14 protein-coding genes are annotated in these 17,353 nt (G+C 54.8%); 9 read left to right on the top strand and 5 right to left on the bottom strand.

Annotation, left to right across the window (positions count from 1 at the left end; translation table 11 throughout):
• The first annotated feature begins 155 nt into the window (after positions 1-155).
• Genes CX651_RS15425 through CX651_RS15415 form a run of 3 tightly spaced genes read left to right on the top strand, consistent with a single transcriptional unit; the run spans position 156 to position 5,238 of the window.
• Entirely contained in the window at positions 156-2,366 is a 2,211-nt protein-coding gene (locus tag CX651_RS15425; RefSeq protein WP_101056760.1) for a DUF5682 family protein, read from the top strand.
• Positions 2,351-3,460: a VWA domain-containing protein gene (locus CX651_RS15420; RefSeq protein WP_101056759.1), complete on the top strand. Its 1,110-nt coding sequence runs from the start codon at positions 2,351-2,353 to the stop codon at positions 3,458-3,460. The genes CX651_RS15425 and CX651_RS15420 overlap by 16 nt, the downstream gene beginning before the upstream one ends.
• Complete coding sequence (locus tag CX651_RS15415; protein ID WP_101056758.1) at positions 3,457-5,238, top strand: SWIM zinc finger family protein; 1,782 nt, start codon at positions 3,457-3,459, stop codon at positions 5,236-5,238. Before CX651_RS15420 ends, CX651_RS15415 begins: the two co-directional genes overlap by 4 nt.
• A gap of 96 nt (positions 5,239-5,334) precedes the next feature.
• On the opposite strand, the gene CX651_RS15410 is transcribed toward CX651_RS15415, so the two are convergent.
• The 3 genes from CX651_RS15410 to CX651_RS15400 all read right to left on the bottom strand — a co-directional run bounded on the left by CX651_RS15410 (position 5,335) and on the right by CX651_RS15400 (position 8,588).
• Complete coding sequence (locus tag CX651_RS15410; RefSeq protein WP_101056757.1) at positions 5,335-6,009, bottom strand: TorF family putative porin; 675 nt, start codon at positions 6,007-6,009, stop codon at positions 5,335-5,337.
• Positions 6,010-6,024: 15 nt separating this feature from the next.
• Positions 6,025-7,374 carry a hypothetical protein gene (locus CX651_RS15405; RefSeq protein WP_101056756.1) on the bottom strand — a complete coding sequence of 450 codons (1,350 nt, stop codon included), beginning with the start codon at positions 7,372-7,374 and terminating at the stop codon, positions 6,025-6,027.
• Between the two features lie 242 nt (positions 7,375-7,616).
• The gene (locus tag CX651_RS15400; protein ID WP_101056755.1) at positions 7,617-8,588 is read right to left on the bottom strand and encodes a LysR family transcriptional regulator; all 972 of its coding nucleotides are present in this window, start codon (positions 8,586-8,588) and stop codon (positions 7,617-7,619) included.
• Between the two features lie 313 nt (positions 8,589-8,901).
• On the opposite strand from CX651_RS15400, the gene pnuC reads away from it, so the two are divergent.
• The 4 genes from pnuC to CX651_RS15380 all read left to right on the top strand — a co-directional run bounded on the left by pnuC (position 8,902) and on the right by CX651_RS15380 (position 11,938).
• On the top strand, positions 8,902-9,633 hold the full coding sequence (gene pnuC / locus CX651_RS15395) for a nicotinamide riboside transporter PnuC (RefSeq protein WP_269149838.1): 732 nt from the start codon (positions 8,902-8,904) through the stop codon (positions 9,631-9,633).
• Complete coding sequence (locus tag CX651_RS15390; protein WP_037474249.1) at positions 9,633-10,364, top strand: nucleoside phosphorylase; 732 nt, start codon at positions 9,633-9,635, stop codon at positions 10,362-10,364. Before pnuC ends, CX651_RS15390 begins: the two co-directional genes overlap by 1 nt.
• A gap of 62 nt (positions 10,365-10,426) precedes the next feature.
• Complete coding sequence (locus CX651_RS15385) at positions 10,427-11,104, top strand: Crp/Fnr family transcriptional regulator (protein WP_101056754.1); 678 nt, start codon at positions 10,427-10,429, stop codon at positions 11,102-11,104.
• Between the two features lie 126 nt (positions 11,105-11,230).
• A complete protein-coding gene (locus CX651_RS15380; protein ID WP_229839778.1) occupies positions 11,231-11,938 on the top strand; it encodes an MliC family protein in 708 nt (235 codons plus the stop codon).
• Between the two features lie 53 nt (positions 11,939-11,991).
• Here the strand turns inward: CX651_RS15380 and CX651_RS15375 are convergent, their stop codons facing one another.
• On the bottom strand, positions 11,992-12,456 hold the full coding sequence (locus CX651_RS15375; RefSeq protein WP_039034806.1) for a YhcH/YjgK/YiaL family protein: 465 nt from the start codon (positions 12,454-12,456) through the stop codon (positions 11,992-11,994).
• A gap of 214 nt (positions 12,457-12,670) precedes the next feature.
• Positions 12,671-15,064: a TonB-dependent receptor plug domain-containing protein gene (locus CX651_RS15370; protein WP_101056753.1), complete on the bottom strand. Its 2,394-nt coding sequence runs from the start codon at positions 15,062-15,064 to the stop codon at positions 12,671-12,673.
• Between the two features lie 437 nt (positions 15,065-15,501).
• Here CX651_RS15370 and CX651_RS15365 point away from each other — a divergent pair, with 437 nt between their 5' ends.
• Both CX651_RS15365 and CX651_RS15360 read left to right on the top strand, forming a co-directional pair.
• The gene (locus CX651_RS15365) at positions 15,502-16,557 is read left to right on the top strand and encodes an alpha/beta hydrolase (RefSeq protein WP_101056752.1); all 1,056 of its coding nucleotides are present in this window, start codon (positions 15,502-15,504) and stop codon (positions 16,555-16,557) included.
• 168 nt (positions 16,558-16,725) lie between these two features.
• Positions 16,726-17,313 carry an LON peptidase substrate-binding domain-containing protein gene (locus CX651_RS15360; protein WP_039034803.1) on the top strand — a complete coding sequence of 196 codons (588 nt, stop codon included), beginning with the start codon at positions 16,726-16,728 and terminating at the stop codon, positions 17,311-17,313.
• Positions 17,314-17,353: the final 40 nt, after the last annotated feature.

Here is a 17,353-nt window from a genome sequence, read left to right as displayed (position 1 = left end):
CGTATCCGCAACTCCTTGGCCCACAGAACGACATGGCTACGATCCGACTTAATCAAGGACAAGGCCGACGATGTGAAGAAGCTAGCTCATTACATGGATGTGGTCGCCCGAGAGCGCCAGGGCTGGCAAGCCTTCTTCCAGGCAGGAAAAGCGCTGTGGATGAGGTGATGCTCCTTAGAGAGGAGTTTGGCGAACTGCTCAAGGCCGCCGCGGCCGATCCCGGGGTGTGCTGGTTGCCGCTGCGGCATCACAGCCCCGCCTGCGCCGCCATGGCGCTGGAGCAGTTGCAGCGCCAGCAGCCCCAGGCTGTGTTAATAGAAGCCCCCGGCAGTTTTATCCGCCATCAGTCACTACTGCAGCGTGATACTGTGGTGCCGCCCATTGCCATCTATCAGAGTGGCAGCTACTACCCTCTGGCCGAAAACAGCCCCGAATGGCAGGCGCTGCGCTGGGCGACGGCGCAGGGCATTGAGGTGATCTTCATCGATCTGGATGAAAAGGCGCAGGAGGGTGGTGTAAGCAACCGCTGGAGTGATAGCCGCTTTTTAAGCTCGGACTACAGCCGCCGCCTACAGCAACAACTGGGCTGCCGGGATGCCGACGAACTCTGGCAGCGTTTGTTTGAACAACAAAATTTCGCCTCGGCCGAGAGCTTCTTTACCCAGGTATTACTGTTCTGCGCCGCCAGTCGTGCCTGCTTTGGCACAGACATCCTGGAAGAGATGGGCGATCTGGCCCGTGAAACCCAGATGCGGGCCCATATCAAGGCGGCCCGCCGCCGCTATGAGCGAGTGGCCGTGCTCACAGGTGGTTTTCATACCCCGGCGTTGATTAACTTTGCCGACGAGGCCGAGGCGATCGTCGTCGATGACACGCAAGACAGCTTTGTGATCCGTTTCAGTGACGCCTTGCTGGATGCCCGCAAAGGCTACGGCGCCGGTATGCCTTATCCGGCCTTCTGTCGCTGGCAGTTTCAGCAGCGGCAATTGAACGCCGATGATTGGTTGCTCTACCTCTTGGAGCAGATGCCGCAACTGTCGCTGATCTATAAGAAAAACTGCTTTGAGCATCTGCAGGCCCTCTGTAGTTTGCGTGGCTTGGCGCGCCCCGGCAGCTATGATCTGCTGGATTCTCTGGGCAGCTGCCTGATTAAACAGCAGCTGTCGGCATCGACACTCGAACCCTGGCAAAAGGTGCTCAGCGGCGATGCCCTGGGGCAGTTACCGGCTGACCAACCCAGTTTACCGCTGGTGGAAGAGGTGTTGGCGCTATGTCGCAAGGCCAGATTGCAGACGGAAAAACCGGGACGCTGCCACTTCGATCTCTACGCCATGACGGACAAGCATATTGAGCGCCGTCGCCTCCTGTGTCGGCTGCTGTTTGTGGGCAGTGGTTTTGCCAGGCCGCAAAATGGTATGCCGGTCATCCGGCAATTGAAGTTCAACCATCGCCACGAACATTGGAACTATCATTGGACTCCGGCGGTGGAAGTGGCACTGGCCGAGAAATCCAGCCTGGGGCTGCGTCTCGAGCTGGTGGTAAAACGGCGGCTCAGTGAGTTGCCCCAGGAAGATTTGCAGCAACTGGTGGAAAAACTGGTGTTGGCACTGCATCTGGGGATGCCGGAAGAGCTGAGCGCCCATGCCATTGCGCAGCAGATAAGCCAATGCAGCGACATTCAGCAACTGGCCAATAGCTTTATGACCTTGCTGGCGGCAGCGCATCATCCACTGTTTGCCGATATTGAGCTGCTGGCTTACCAAAAAGCCCTATGGCATCAGGTCGGCTTTCATTTACCGGCAATCAACCGCCTGAGCGATGAAGAGGCGCTGAAGTTACTGTTGGATCTGCAGAGCGTAGCTGTCTTGCATCAGGACGAGCTCGAGTCTCCCTGGCGTGACAGACTGCGCTGGTTGACAAGCCATAACGCCCATCGCCCCGTGCTCTATTTTGTCCTGCAGGCCTTGGCTATCGAGCTGGACAAGTTGGACCCGGCGCCACTGCTGCAACAGTTGCAGCTGCAAAACGATCCCTTCCCTGCGATTGAGGCGTTGCTCAAGGTGGTGCCGCACTGGTTGCGGCAAGACCATGGCCTGTTGCCCATGCTGAATCACTGGCTCAGTGAGCTGAGTGAGGCGCAGTTTATCGACAAGCTACCGGCCATGAGGGGCCTGTTCTGCGCGCTGGATGCCAGAGAGGTGGATGAGCTCTGCCGCCGTTTGCTGCAGCTGAATCAGTGGGATAATGGCCTGAATTGGTTGCAATACGGGATATCTGAACAGGACTTTCAACAGGGGCTGGCGCTGGAGCGGCAGCTGCGCAGTGACCTGGAGCAACAAGGATTGAGTCAATGGATGAGCAACTGAAGCAGCGCTGGCGTCTGGTGTTGGGGCGCTATGCCAACGCGCTTGATACCCGTCTCAGCTCCCGGCAACAGCAACAGGATGAGGTGTTGCAGCAGCTCTATCAGGAGGGCCAGCTGCAGCGTGGCTTCAAGGTAAGCGCTGGCTTGGGGGAAAGCGAGTTGGCAGTGACCAACTGGCTGGAGGCGGCGGAGACCCTGTTTCCCCGTTCGGTCAACGACAGGCTGCAGTCAGATGCGGTCGAGCGCTTTGGGTTGCATCAGGTGTTGCAGCAGCCGCAGGTGCTGGAAAAGATCACTCCCAGTATGGGGGTGCTGAAGCAGTTGCTGAAACTCAATGCCCATCACAAGCCGGCCATTCGGCAACAGGTAGAGCGAATTATTCAGGGAGTGGTCGAGGAGTTGCTGCGTCGCCTGCGGCCGACCTATATCAACAACTTGAGTGGCAGGCTCAACCGCCAGGCCCACAGTCCGGTGAAACGGCTGGCCAATCTGGACTGGCAGACCAGTATTCGCCGTAACCTCAAGCATTTTGATGGCGAGAAGGTCTGTTTCGAGCGGGTCTATTTCCATGCCCGTCAGCAGCACCAATTGCCCTGGCACATAGTGCTCTGCATAGATCAGTCCGGCTCCATGGCGACTTCGCTGATTTACTCGGCAGTGATCGCCGGGATCCTGACCCGCTTGCCAGCGGTGAAGTTGTCGCTGGTGGTGTTCGACACCCAAGTGGTGGATTTGAGTGAGCAGGCCCAAGATCCCGTGTCAGTGTTGCTGAATTGCCAGTTGGGCGGCGGCACCCTAATCTCCCAGGCCTGGCGCTATTGTCAGCAACTCTGCTCCGAGCCGGGGCGCTCTGTGGTGGCAACCGTGTCCGACTTTGAAGAGGGCGGTTCGATGCAGGCCTTGCTGGCCCAGGCCCAGGGGATGATAGACAGTGGTATCAAGATGCTGGGGATGACCGCCATGAATCACGATGCCGAGCCTTTCTATAGCACTTTTAGCACCGATAACCTGCAGCGCCTGGGGATGGAGATAGGCTCACTCAGCCCGGATAACTTTGCCGAATGGCTGGCGCTGACTATGGGGCTACGCCGATGAATGAAACCATACTCACCAGCCTAGGTAGTGCAGGTTTGGTGCGCCGGGCCCGCAAGGCGTTGGAGAAAAGCCAGCCGCAGATGCTGGATTATGGCTTTGAGTTTGAAGGGCAAAAGGGGCTGCTGGATTGGGATAACCCGCTCGCCAGTCGCTGTGATTGCGGCGCCTCCGGCCTGTGTAAACACATAGTGGCTGCGGCGCTTTATCTGCTGGAGCGGCCCGCATCCCCTGAGACTCGCGTCGAAGAGCCGCCCCGGGTGGAACTCCATCTGGCCGAGCTTTTGAATGATGCCGGCAAGGCTCAGGTTCGCCGTCTGTACCAGCAGAGTCAGCGCCGCTGGGCGGCGGATATTAAGCTTTCGCAAGGCACAGTCTGCGTCGAACTGCAGGGGCAGCAGCTGTATTTTCGGTGCGTACAGGGGCTGCAGGATATTATCTGCACCGAAGAGGCGCAGCGTTATGCGCTGCTCGCCGTCTGGCTCTATTGCCGTGAGCAGGCCATCGCCTTTGAATGGCCGCAATGGCTGCTCGATGAGCAGGCGCAGTTGCAGTATCTGGGGCAGCAGAGCCGCGATCAGTTAAAGAGCCGTTGCCTTAAGTTGCTGGAGCAGATGACTGAGCTCGGCATCGAGAGGTTGCGGCCCTCATCCCTGGTAGAGCTGGAACTTCTGCTGGTGCCCATGGACAGGCAGAATCTGCCGCTGACCGCTTTGAAACAGCTGCATGGCACGCTGGAGAAATATGTCTCGGGCCAAGGCGTCAGGGATAGAAAATTGCTGCTCAGCTGTCTGGCCCGCTCCTTGGCGGCTCTGGAAGGCAGCCAGCCACAGACGCAAAGACCCTATCAACAAGCGCCGGAGCAGGTGCTGGGGCTGGGCGCTTTCCCCTGGCAGAGCGAAGGGGGCGCCCATGGTGTGACTCAGGTATTGCAGGATGAGCAGGGGCGTTTTATCACCCTGGCCGAGAGCCGCCCCAAAGCCGAGCAGCAGCTGGATTATGCCAGTGTATTTCGCGGTCTGCCCATGCTGGCAGGCGCGCCGTCGGCCTTGGGGTGGCAGGGTAAGACCCAAACCCTGGCTCAGGCCGAACTCAATGCCTGGGGGCGCCTGCGGCGTTTGCAGGATACCCGGGTCTACCCAGCGACCAAACCGCTGGAGCCAGTGAGTCTCTCTGTTGCCGACGAAATAGACTGGCAACAGGAGTACCTGTGTTTCCGGCCGAGCGGTCTCTACCTGAGTGGTTTCAATCAGGCCAGTCAGTGTATGGAATTGCACTATTGGGACAGGGAGCGGGCGCTGCTGAGTTTCTCGCTGCCTTACAACAAGTTGAGTCAAAGAGCCGTGACCAATCTGGAGTTGCTGGGCGAGCGGGTACCCGAGCTGATAGTGGCGCGCATCGAGCGCACCGCCAGCCACTTATACCTGCGGCCTGTGTCCCTGCTGCTCAATAACTGGTTCAGCCTCTTTTTCGATACCTTGCCCCAATCCGGCGACCAGCAACTACTCGCGCAGGCGCTGGCCGAGCCGTCAGCACCCCAGGCGCCGCAGCCGTGCCTTGGCCTGATGCAGCAAACCCTGCATGGGGTGCTGGATGAGCTGGCCGATGGCCTGCCGACACCAAGGCCAACATTGGCGCAAAGGGCCGAGCGTCTCGGGCTGATGACGCTGAGTCACAACCTTAAGGGAGCTAAAGCGCGGGACTATCTGCGCGCCGCCTATTGCGCCGAGAAAATGCTCGCCATGTGTCTGATCAAGCCGGTGCATTACCCGGAAGGCTAGTATGAACCTAAAAAAAGCCCCGCTGCAGGGGCGGGGCAAGAGTTTGGGAGTTGCTAATTATTATTATGGTGAGGAATTAGTCGTTAACTAGTTTGATTAGAAGTTGAACGCGAGTCCTATCATATAGTGGTCGTGCTCAAACTCCTGATAACTGGCTTCCAGCAGCAGATCCAACTGTGACAACAGGGGATAGCTGTAGCGCAGCGCCAGATCGTAGGCGCTGTCTTGCAGTTCCCCCTTATCTTCAAAGCCCATGGTTTCGGCATCGAAGTAATAGCCGCCATGGATCACCAGCTCGCCATATTGTGCCAGCGGCAGCGCATAATTGGCCTCGCTGTACCAGGTTTCAAAGTCCTGATCATAGTTGAGCGCCAAGTTTAAGCTGTTGTAGTCCATGGACAGTGTGTATTCGAGATTGGAGTGACTGTCGCCATAGGTGTAACGCATGGCATTGAAGCCAAAGCCCAATTCGTCGTTGACCGTCAGGTAGTAACCCGCGTAGTAGTCGATTTCATAGTCTTTTTCTATGCCTTCATCGCCTTGATACCTATAGGTTTCAAAGGAGACCCCGGCATAGAAACCTGTCTCATGTTCCAACATGATATCGGCCTGCAGTGAGGGTTTGTCGTCGCTGATGGTCAGGCCGCGCCACAGATAGTTGCTCAGCCCCATGATCACTCCTGAGGTCTGAAAGGCGCTTTCCTGGGCCTGCGCGTATTGCATACTGCCAAGACCGCACAGCAGTAAACTGATTATCATCTTATGTTTCATATTCGGCTCCTGGGCTCAGTGTTTGGGTAAACGTTCTTTAGGGACTATCCATTGGCTTTCGGAGACGGGATCTGTCTCTCCCAGATGAACGTCACTTTCTTTGAGGAAGATATCCTCATCAGTGTTGTGGCAGTTTTCACACATGCGCCCACTTTCGCGTGCCTGCTTGGTCGCCAGAGGGTTCTTGGCGGTAAAGTGAGTAGAAAAGGGCACCCAATAGGATTTGGTGGCCGGATCTTTGAGATCCACCTTGACCCCGGCATCGATACTGATCCCGGCCGAATGGCTCAGCGGGATCAGCTTGCTGTTTTTATCATTGGCTATGCTGAGCCCCAGCTTGATGTTCTGCTCCGGAGTCTCGGCTGTCTTGAGACTCTGCCAGTTGCCCACAGACAAGGTGTCGTCCTGGTGGCAACCGAAGCAGTTGCTGTAGGGCTGGGTGTGGCAGGCGGTACACTTCAGCTTGGCATTGTGATCTATGGGCGATGCCTTACCGCTCAGAAGTTCGGTGTGATCGGCGACTTTATCCTGGTGGCAGTCTTCACATTTCACCACGATAATGTCGCGTTTCTGAGTCTGCTCGTAAGGGCCGGTTTTGTTGCTGTCCGGGCCTTCGCTGTAGAGTCTGCCTTCGGGGATCTGCTTGATGTCCCGACCGTGGAATTCCTGCTGGGCACTGTGACAGTCGATACAGCTCATATTGTGCTTGGTGACGTGCACATCTTGCTCTTTGTGCTGCTCGGCATTTTCATAGTGACAGGTTTCACAGGTTTTGACCGGATCCGGTGTACCGATAAAGGCGTGCTTGTTCAAAAGGCCGCCACCGGCGAAGTCGGGAGCACTGACATGGCACTGGCCGCAAGTTGCGTGGCAACTGGCACAGCCTTCTTCACCGTTGTGCATCTGTTCAAACAACTGGGCCCGCTCTGGGGTCTGCTGCAATCTTTCCATCAAGCCCTTGGCGACACCATTGACAGTGAAGTGCAGTGAGTGGCGGAAGTTGGTAATCATCTCCTCACCATGGCAGTCGCCACAGACACTGCCGCCATCGGCACTGGGATCGGCCAGAACGCCTGGGTGCCAGGCTCTGCCCCCTGGTTTGTCGGCCTTGCTGTGGCAGTCGCGACAGCCGAGTTCGGCATGGCTGCCCATATCTGTTTGGCTTACCAAAAGTTGCAGAGATTGTTGCTCGACGGAGAGCGACTCTTTTTCCAACTGATGTTGCTTTATCAGCGTCTGTAATTTGGCTTGATCACTGTGACAATTCAGGCAGCTGTCTGCCGCCTGAACCCCTTGTCCCAGCAGACAAAGGAGCGCAGCCAACCCTGCCGAATATGTGGCCATATTCAGTATTTTTGGTTTCATCTTGTTATCCCTTAGGTAATAGCTCCCCCTGACAAGAGCGAACTCTTGCCATTGTTCATTCCGGGAGACTTTTTGTTATGAGTTGGGTTTTCCTGGGAAGGTGCGAACAAGCCTCATGTGTGCCCTTCGGGGCTTTCACAGCAATCGGCTTTCTGCGTTATCCGACTTTGACAGGCCCCGGCATGCCTTCAGTCAGATGCCTTGAATGCCAGCAGCTGTGCAAGTCAGAGTGCCACTAGGACTTATTTGCACCTTCCCCTATTCCATTCGCTTTTCAGCTCTCTGATCAATACCTCCTTAAGCCAGTCTCTGGCCTGTGATTTATTTAGATCACTGACCACGACATAATGGCCTATATCTCTGTTGGTGTTTATTTCGCTTAAAAGCGTCTGACTTATTTCGAGAGGCAGTTTTCTATAAATAAGATTGGGAAAGCTGGCGATATAATCTGTGGTAAATAGATTGCAGGATATGGAGTAGTAAGGCATATCCAGCAGTACACAGGCGAGGCTGGCCAGACTCCCGGTAGAGCCGGCAATGACACAATCCTGGTTGCGCCGTCTGGCTGCCGAGACAATTAAAGGCTCGGGTAAGTCGCAGAAATTATCCATCTCATAATAAGGGTATTTGAACAGGTCTTCCAAAGTCACCTGCACATTATCCTGCAAGAAAGGATGTTTACGGTTGCCCAATAAATACAAGTTTTTCACTTCGGCAAATAGATTGCCCTGTAAATGGGCGCCGGTATAACTTTCTGACATCACGGCAATATCTATATTGCCGTTTTCCAGTTCTGTGGTGTATTCGTGGGAAAGAATTCGAATATCAAAACTCATGTCAGGAGCGAAAGGGCGCACCTTATTATTGAGTATTTTGTGAATAATCGGACTGAAGTCATCGTAAACGGAAATAACAAAGTGCTCCCGTGACTTGGCCGGTTGATACTCGGTGAACTGATTTTCCAACTCCTGATAGCGCTGACACAACTCCCTAATCATGGGCAGTAATTGACTTGCTTTATGGGTGGGAATAAAACCACTGGCACGGCGGATGTACAGGGTGTCATCAAAAATTTCTCTGAGCTGCTTGAGGTACCTGCTCATAGCCGAATTGCTTATCCTCAATGCATGGGCTGCATTTTGGCAATTTCTATGCTCATCTATGGCGATAAGCACCTGCATTAATTCATAGTCCAGTCGTTTTATATCTTTCATAGCTGGGTAAATGCTTCCAAGGTATGTCCGAATAATGGCGGGATACCTAACAGGGGAAAGTGAACTGAGTCACATCTGACTTGAGTGAATTAACCAAAATGTTACATGGCGCCCAATGTTGCCGAATCGAAAAAAGCGAATCCCAAAAGTGGAAAAACTCTATTGTGAACCTCTGTGACCGGCATGGACGCCGTGCTGAAGAGATCAAATAATTGTGTGCTGTGACTTAAATCAGCCAAGGTGGACAAATGTCCTTAACTTGAGCTTTGCCATCTGCTTACATGGGCGCAAAACACAATAATGCAAGGAATAGATGATGGATATTGCCGCCTGGTTTGATATCAACAATACCCTGGTGAACATTCCCATTGGCAGTGGCTATGCCATGTCATGGATTGAAGCCGTGGGCACAGTATTTGGTTTGCTCTGTATCTGGTTTGCCAGCCAGGAAAAAACGATTAACTATCTGTTTGGATTGGTTAATGTAACTCTGTTTGCGATTATTTTTTATCAAATACAGCTCTATGGCATCTTGCTGCTGCAACTGTTTTTCTTCTGCGCCAACCTCTATGGCTGGTATGCCTGGACCCGGCCGGATCAGCAAACCGGCGACACCCTCAAGGTGCGTTGGCTGTCGAAGCAGAAACTGGCCTTTACCGCGGCGGTTTCAGTGCTGGGCATCGGCCTGATGACTGTCTATATCGACCCGGTATTTGCTCTCTTTGCCCAGGTCAGTGTCGATACGCTCAACCTGTTTGGTGCCGGGCTGGCCCAGCCTGTGCTGGAGCCGGATGCCTTCCCCTTCTGGGATTCAGTGATGACAGTGCTGTCTGTGGTGGCGCAAATTTTGATGACCCGGAAATATGTCGAGAACTGGATCCTCTGGGTACTTATCAATGTGGTCAGTGTCGGCATCTATGCCGCCCAGGGGGTTTATGCCCTGTCGATTGAATACATTATCCTGTTGTTTATTGCCGCCAACGGCACCCGTCAGTGGATGCGTACCGCCAAAGACAATGGCAGCCGTCCGGCGGAGGCTTGCTGATGAGTGCCGATAAACAGCCGCATATCTGTCTGTCTCCGGCGCAGGTGAGTGAGCGGGTGATCCTCTGCGGTGAACCACAAAGGGTCAATCGGATTGCCGCGCTGTTGGACGATGGCCGGTTGCTGGCAGAGAACCGCGAGTTTCGCAGCATGGGCGGATTTTACCAAGGCGTGGCTGTCACTGTTTGCAGTACAGGGATAGGCGCACCATCGGCGATCATCGCCCTGGAAGAGTTGTATCAGTGTGGCGCCCGCCGTGTCATTAGGGTCGGCTCCGCCGGCGCGCTGCAACCGCAGATAGCCTTGGGCGAATTGATTCTGGCGGAGGCCGCAGTGCGCGATGACGGTGGCTCCGGCTGTTATGCGCCGCCCGGTTATCCGGCGCTGGCGAGTCGGCAGCTTATCAATGCCATGGCGGCCTATTTGCAGCGCCGGGATTGCCGCTTCCACTCCGGCATAGTGCGTTCACACGACAGTTTTTACCGGGATGATGAGCTGGAGATTTGCCGTCATTGGCATCGACTCGGAGTCTTGGGGGCCGACATGGAAACAGCTGCGCTGTTGACACTCGGCCGCCTGAGAGGCCTGGAAGTGGCTGCGGTGCTCAACAATGTGGTCTTGTATGGTGAAGATGTGCAACAGGGCATCAACCAGTATGTCGACGCCGATAGCGCCATGATGCAGGGGGAGAAGCTGGCATCTTTGGCGGCGCTGGAGGCGCTCTGTTGCTGAAGTTTGTGCCCGTAAGGCTGATGGGCTAGCATGAGCCATCATCTTTACGGGATCTTATTGTTATGCAGCTGCAACCATACAGCACCGGGCGTTTCAGTGCGCATCTAACGCAGTCTCACCAGGCGTTTTGCGACGCCATGCTCGAGTGCTGCGGTCAGAGCCGGTTGCTGCAGGCCGGTGAAGATCTCTTGTCTCAGGGGCGGGAGTTGACCCATATGTGCCTGGTGCCCGAAGGCCGGGTGTCGATGAATATTTGCGCCGTCAACGGTCGCAGGTTTCAATTGGGGGAGCTGGATTGCGACTGGCATCTTTTCGGTGAGATGGAGTTCTTTACCGCCACCAGTTGTCAGTGGAGTGTGGTGGCCGAAGAGCCGATGGAAATCCGCCAGTTATGCTTGAAGAAAGTCAGGCAGATGCTGCTGCAACAACCCGAATTTACCCTCTTTTTTGCCAGCGCCCTGGCCTGGGATTATCAGGACTCGCTGGACATCTACACCAATAGGCTCTTGCACCCTATCAGCTATAACATCGCTTTCGATCTGCTCAGACGTCAGCACGAAGAGGTGATGCTGGGTTCCTGTGGCAGCCCGGATCAGGAGGCGGAGCGATTCGGCACCTCTGGCCGGGTCTATCGCAGGGCGGTAAAAGAGCTTATCGACAAGGGCCTAATCATAAAACAGGGCGCCTTGCTGAAAATTGCCAACCTGCAGGCATTGCAGGATTTTGTCGATAAGGCTTAGTAGCCAACTTATTGATCTGACATTTAATTCAGTCAGCGGACAGGCGACGGGTTTTAGACTAGGATTAGTTTGCGCAAAGGCTTTGGCAGCCGCGAGTAGATCTAGCGAGAAGATTAAGGAGCAAAAATGAGTTTCGGGACAGTTTCACAGGCAGGACTTGTACTGGCGTTGGTCGCTGCGGCGATGCTCAGCGGCTGCGGGCAGCAGACACTGGATAACAGCCAGGATGTTGCCGCCGCATTGGCTACAGGTGGTGGCTCAACCTCGCCCCAGGCAACAGAGCGGGAACTGCCGACATTTGATTGCAACGCCTTGGGCGAGCGGGCTTCCAGTATAGAGATGCTTATTTGTCAGGAGCCCGAGCTTGCCAAACTGGATCAGCAGCTGGCCGAGGTTTATGCCAAGGCAAGTGACAAGGCGGTCAATGAACAGCCACCCTTGCTCAAGGCCGAGCAGCGCGGCTGGATCAAGGGCCGCAACGAATGTTGGAAGAGTGAAGACAAGCTGCAATGTACCAAGGACTCATATCAAAGGCAGATAGTGGAACTGCAGGCCCGTTATCACTTGGTGGCGTCTACCGGCCCGGTATTCTTTGCCTGTGACGGCAACCCGGCCAATGAGTTGGTGACTACTTTCTTCGAGACAGAGCCGGCAACCATGATTGCCGAGCGCGGTGACAGAAGCATTTTGATGTTCAGTGTGCCAAGCGGTAGCGGCGCCAAGTATCAGGGCGGTGACTACAGCTTCTGGGAGCATCAGGGCGAGGCCAGGGTGACCTGGGGTTATGGCGCCGAGGAGATGCTTTGCAAGCCCACACCCCAAGACGATAAGTAAACCACTGACCCCAAAACGCCCGCAATCGCGGGCGTTTTACTGCAAGTGCTCTTTTAATCCAACAGTACTTTTACGACTACCTTGCGGACAGCAACGGCCTTGGCCAGCGTACCCGGCATATGCATGTCTCCGGGGAAGAAAATGGCAAACATGCCGGCCTTCAAAGGGATAAATGCCGCGGCTTGGCGGTTGGATTGATAATCAAACTCGGCATAGTCGTGCGTCTCATGATAGGGGCGACTGGGCGTTTGGGCTCCCAGCGGCAGGTAGCCAAACTCCTCTTCACCACTGACCACATACTGCACGTCCAGATAGCGTCTATGTACCTCGAATGGCTCAGTCTCTCTGGGCTTGGTGTGGTAATCGTTGACTATGGCAAACAGCTTTTTACCATCCAGTTCATAGCTGCCGGGGGCCAGTTGGCTGAAGTCTGTTGCGGCCAGATAATCCAGGGCTGCCTGAATACGCGGGCCCAGCACTCGGTAATGGCCACGGTTGGCCAGAGTATCCACTATCATTTTGTATCTTCTGGTGAAAGGGGTTGGCTCAGTATAATAGCATTCCTGCTGGTAGTTTGATCTCTTTGAGAAGCAGCAGGCGCCTACAGGCGCTTGAGTTGCCAAGCGGCAGATATCAGCGGCATCAGCGCCAAAAAGCACAAAGGCCGGCGATATCGCCGGCCCCCATGTTTCCCTGCAAATATGTTTCCCTGCAAATGTGTTTCCCGGTAAATCAGTAGCTGTATCTGGCTTCGAGGAAGTAGTAACCGCCGTTGAAACCAAAAGGTGTGTTGGTCAAGGGGTAGACGAAGATCCCGTTGAAGTTGTTGTCGTCCGGACGTTTTTCCGGATAGGTATCGAACAGGTTCTGCACCCCGGCGGTGAAGCTCAGGCTATCTGTGGCCGCATAGGTCAGCGACAGATCCACGGTGAACTTACCGTCGTACTCCACGTCTTCACGGGAATAACCTATGGTGTAGGGGCCAAAGTAACTCAGGCGCAGATTGGTCTTGAAGTCGCCCTGGCTGTGGGTCAGCCCCAGGTTACCTGTGTTCTTCGGATTGGCCTTGGTCATCCGGGTCTGCTCTATACGGTCAAACAGCTGGTCTTCCAGGCCATCCAGAAGGTTTGGCAGATGAATATCGCGGATTTCCGTGTCGTTATAAGCATAGGCCAGGCTGGCGCGCAGATCGCCGTAGCTGCCGAGATCAAAGTCCTGGGTCACCACCAGATCCACACCTCGGGTGCGGCTATCGACGGCATTGATAAAGAAGCGTGCCGACTCGGCGTTGGTACCGGCCAGTGCATCTGCCACCACCTGGGAGTCGGCAGGTGTCAGTGAGCTGGAGAGCACGATTCTGTCATCTATGCTGATCTGATAGGCATCCAGAGTCACCGCCAGACCGGAATCATTGGTGTATACCAATCCCAGGCTGAAGGACTCTGACAACTCGGGTTGCAGCTTGCCTACCTGCAGCGCCTGGGTCACGGAAGACAGGTTGTTGAAGGTGCCCGACTCGGTCGGTACCAGCTGGCCTGTCACGGGATCCGGGTTGAACAGGGTCGAGATATTGGTGAAGTACAACTGCTGCACGCTGGGTGCGCGAAAGCCGGTGTTGGCCGTGGCTCTGAGTGCCAGGTTGTCGGTCAGATCGTATCTGGCCGCCAGCTTCCAACTGGTGTTGTCACCAAAGTCGGAATAGTCTTCATAGCGCACCGCGGCGGCCCAGTAGAAGTCGTCGGTCAGTTGGTTTTCCACCTCGAGATAGACACCTATGTTGTCTCTGTCCTCATCTACCGCCGATTCTGGGGTAAAGCCGCCAAAGCCTTGGCTGCCGCCGGCCTTGTTCTGATAACCGCCATTGATATAAGAGGCTTGCTCTCCGGCTTCCACCTGATAAGCGTTCTGGCGCCAGGCTGTGCCCATAGCGACCAGGAGCTCTGAGTCATTGTAAAAGTCGAAGTAACGTGAGGCATCCAGAGTCAGGTTCCACTCTTCGGTGGACAGGGTACCTGCGTTGAATTCGGTTTGGCTGCCGGGGCCCAAAGAGGCGTTGAGTGTGTTCTCGACCCGGTACTTAAAGCGGTTCTTGCCGTATCCGGCCGAGGCATCCAACTGCCACTCGCCCAGGTTAAATTCATAACCCAGCAGCAGCGACTGATCTGTGATCTTGGGGGTTATCTGCGGCAGGAAACCATCGGGATAGATTTCGGCAACATTGCGGCTATCCAGTGGACGGCGGAAGAAGGCGCCGGAGCGGGTCTCGCGCTGGCTCAAGCCACCGAAGGCGTACAGTTTGCTGTCATTGGCAAACTCCTGAGCGGCATTGAGAAACAACCCCAGGTTGTCATATTCGGCATCACCCACATGGTGATTCTTGCGGTTAACGGTTTGTTCGCGGGGATCCGGGCTGCCATCGGCCAGCAATGGATATTGCTGACGCGGATCCAAACCGGCGCGATTGGTGCTGTTCTTGTGATGTGCTTCCAGCGACAGATTCACAAAGCCAGTGTCACCAATGCCGAGGCCGTGGTTGAGGCCGACACGCCACTGCTCGCCATCACCCTGATAGGTTTGACCGGCTTGGGCCGATACCATGCCACCTTCACTGTTGTCTTTGAGCACTACGTTGATCACCCCGGCTATGGCGTCAGAGCCATATTGGGCCGAAGCGCCATCACGAAGAATTTCGATGCGTTTGATGGCCGTCATAGGGATGGCGTTCAGGTCGACGTTGGAGGAGCCCTTGCCCACAGTCCCTGAGAGGTGGACCAGTGCCGAGCCATGACGGCGTTTGCCGTTAACCAGCACCAGGGTATGGTCCGGTGACAGGCCGCGCAGACTGGCGGGACGCACCGCATCTGAGCCATCGGTGACCGAGGAGAAGGGGAAGCTGTAGCTAGGTGCGGCAAACTGCAGCGCCTTGGCGGTTTCCGTCATGCCAGTGGCTTCAAGTTGTTCGGCCGTAATGATATCGACCGGTGCCACGCTGTCGGTGGCGGTCCGCAGGGCGATACGTGAACCTATGACGGAGATGGTTTCGATACTGGGCTGCTCTTCGGCAGCAAAGACGGCAGGAACAGTCAGTTGACTCGCCACTGCCAGTGAAATAAGAACTAAGCGCATACGACCTCTTGAATGATTCAAAACTGCATTTTTATTGCGCGGATAGTAGCATTGTTACAATTGATGCATTTAGACGTAAAAGTGATAACTCAGAGCGCAGCGTTCTAGAAACATTTGGTTTTTTCGAGAAAATCTTTCCCTGAACTTGGTTGTTTGGGGAGCTGCCTATTTTGGCGATATCTGCTGATATTGGGTTTATTTGGGGGTTAATTGGCTGTTTTGCTTTTATTTATACAGTGGTTTTTGAGTTAACAGCCTATTTATGACTATCTCTACTTTCAAAGCTGTCTTTAGAACATTTTCTTGGACATTTAAACAAGGGCTATCCCGGCCGTTTTCGGAGCCGTCGGGAGGAGGGGAAATACTGAGTCAAACTTGGTTGCCGTGCAAGGCTGCGGTATCTTGCCTGTGACTTTTGCGGCTCAGGGAGTGACTTTTTGGCTAACTTGCGATTTCTTGCCGGTACAGACGCCCATCAGACATTGATGGAACAGGGATTAAAGCCTGAGCATTTTACTCAACTATTGGCGGCATCCGGTGGTCCCAAATGGCTGGGGATTGCCGGGCTAGATAAATACCTGTTTGGTGAGTTTTTCAAACAGAGGCAGACTCCGCTCTACACTCTTGGTGCTTCATCCGGCTCCTGGCGTTTGGCCTGTCTGGCTCAGGCAGATCCGCTGGCGGCTTATCAAAGGCTGGAACAGCTCTACATAGGCCAGCGCTATGAAACCCGTCCGAGTCGGGAAGAGGTCAGCCGCCAGGTCCGCGGTATAGTCAGCGGGATTTTAGGCACCAGCGGCGCCGAAGAGATCCTCAAACAGCCGCATATTCGCAGCCATATAGTGGTATGCCGCGCCCGTCACTTGAACCGGGCCGGCAGTAAGTTGGCGCTGGCGGCAGGCCTGGGCGCTGCCGCCATGACCAACCTTGTCAGTCGCCGCACCTTGGGGTGGCACTTTGAGCGTCTGGTATTCGCCTCTGCCATAGAGGGTTCCCCCTTCGCTCAGCTGAAGGATCTCCCGGGAGACAGCGCCTTGCTCAGCAGTGACAATATCGAAGCCGTGTTGCTGGCCACAGGTTCTATTCCGTTGCTGCTGTCACCGGTAACCGAAATCCGCGGCGTGACCAACGGGCACTTCTATGATGGCGGCATCACCGATTACCACTTCGACCTGCCGCTGTCACGGGCGCCGGGGTTGACCCTGTATCCGCATTTTTATCCCCATATGGCGCCGGGATGGTTCGATAAATCCTTGCCTTGGCGCCGGGCCAAGCGCCGTTATCACAATGCTTTGGTGTTGGCACCCACAGAGGAGTTTGTCGCTTCGTTACCCTATGGCAAAATTCCAGATCGCAAGGACTTTGAAACCTTGGATAGTGCCAGTCGAATTCAATATTGGCGCCGCGCCGCCGATATGAGTAACAGATTGGCTGATGAATTTGCCGAGGTATTTCTCGGCGGCAAAATAGCCCAAAGGCTGGAGCTTCTATAAATACGCTTGCAACAAAATCCACTCAACGCCTGTCTAACTCATTAGCAGACCTAAGGACTAGCCTAAATTGCCAATGGATGAAATTTCAGCAACTGCTAGACTTTAAAACGAATGTTGAACCTCAGGTTCGCTTTCGGTTGCTCACTCCCCGAGGGGAAGGAGGTTGCTATGCATACACAGGAAATGGCGTTACTGACCTATGATGCCTTGTTGTTGCCAGGTGGACGGCTTGAGATCAGGATCCTTGACCCCATTACCTTGAGCATGGTGGCCGATGTCCTGAAGGGGAAATATCCGCTGGCTTTCGGAATGCGTAATAACGTTGCCATGCCGCCCAGTTTTCCCATTGCCACTCGCTGCGAGCTCATCGACTTCAATCAGCTCGAAGATGACTCGCTGAGTATCACCCTGGAAGGCAAGCAAAGGGTCAAAGTCCTGTCCGCCAAACAGGAAAAAGATGGCCGCTGGCTGGCAAAAGTAATGGATTGTCCCAACTGGGCCGAGGAGCCTATTCGGGGCGAGTTCACCCTTATCAGCGCGGCACTGGAGCAGTTTTATGAGGTCAACCCGGATTTGCGCGGGCTCTACTCATCAGAAGTGCATCTGGATGATGCCGCCTGGGTGAGCCAGCGTTGGTTGGAGGTTTTGCCCTTATACAACAAGGACAAACAGCTGTTGTTGAATCAACCTGATTGCCACAAGACCATGGACTTTGTGCTCAAGTTGATTAAGTCCCATGTTCAGCAGCAGCTTTGAGTGTACTCGCCTCGAATAATCTGAGGCAGATAGAGTAGAA

It is taken from the genome of Shewanella chilikensis (assembly GCF_002836945.1).
Lineage (GTDB): Bacteria > Pseudomonadota > Gammaproteobacteria > Enterobacterales > Shewanellaceae > Shewanella > Shewanella chilikensis.
This window is presented reverse-complemented; position numbering and strand designations above follow the sequence as displayed.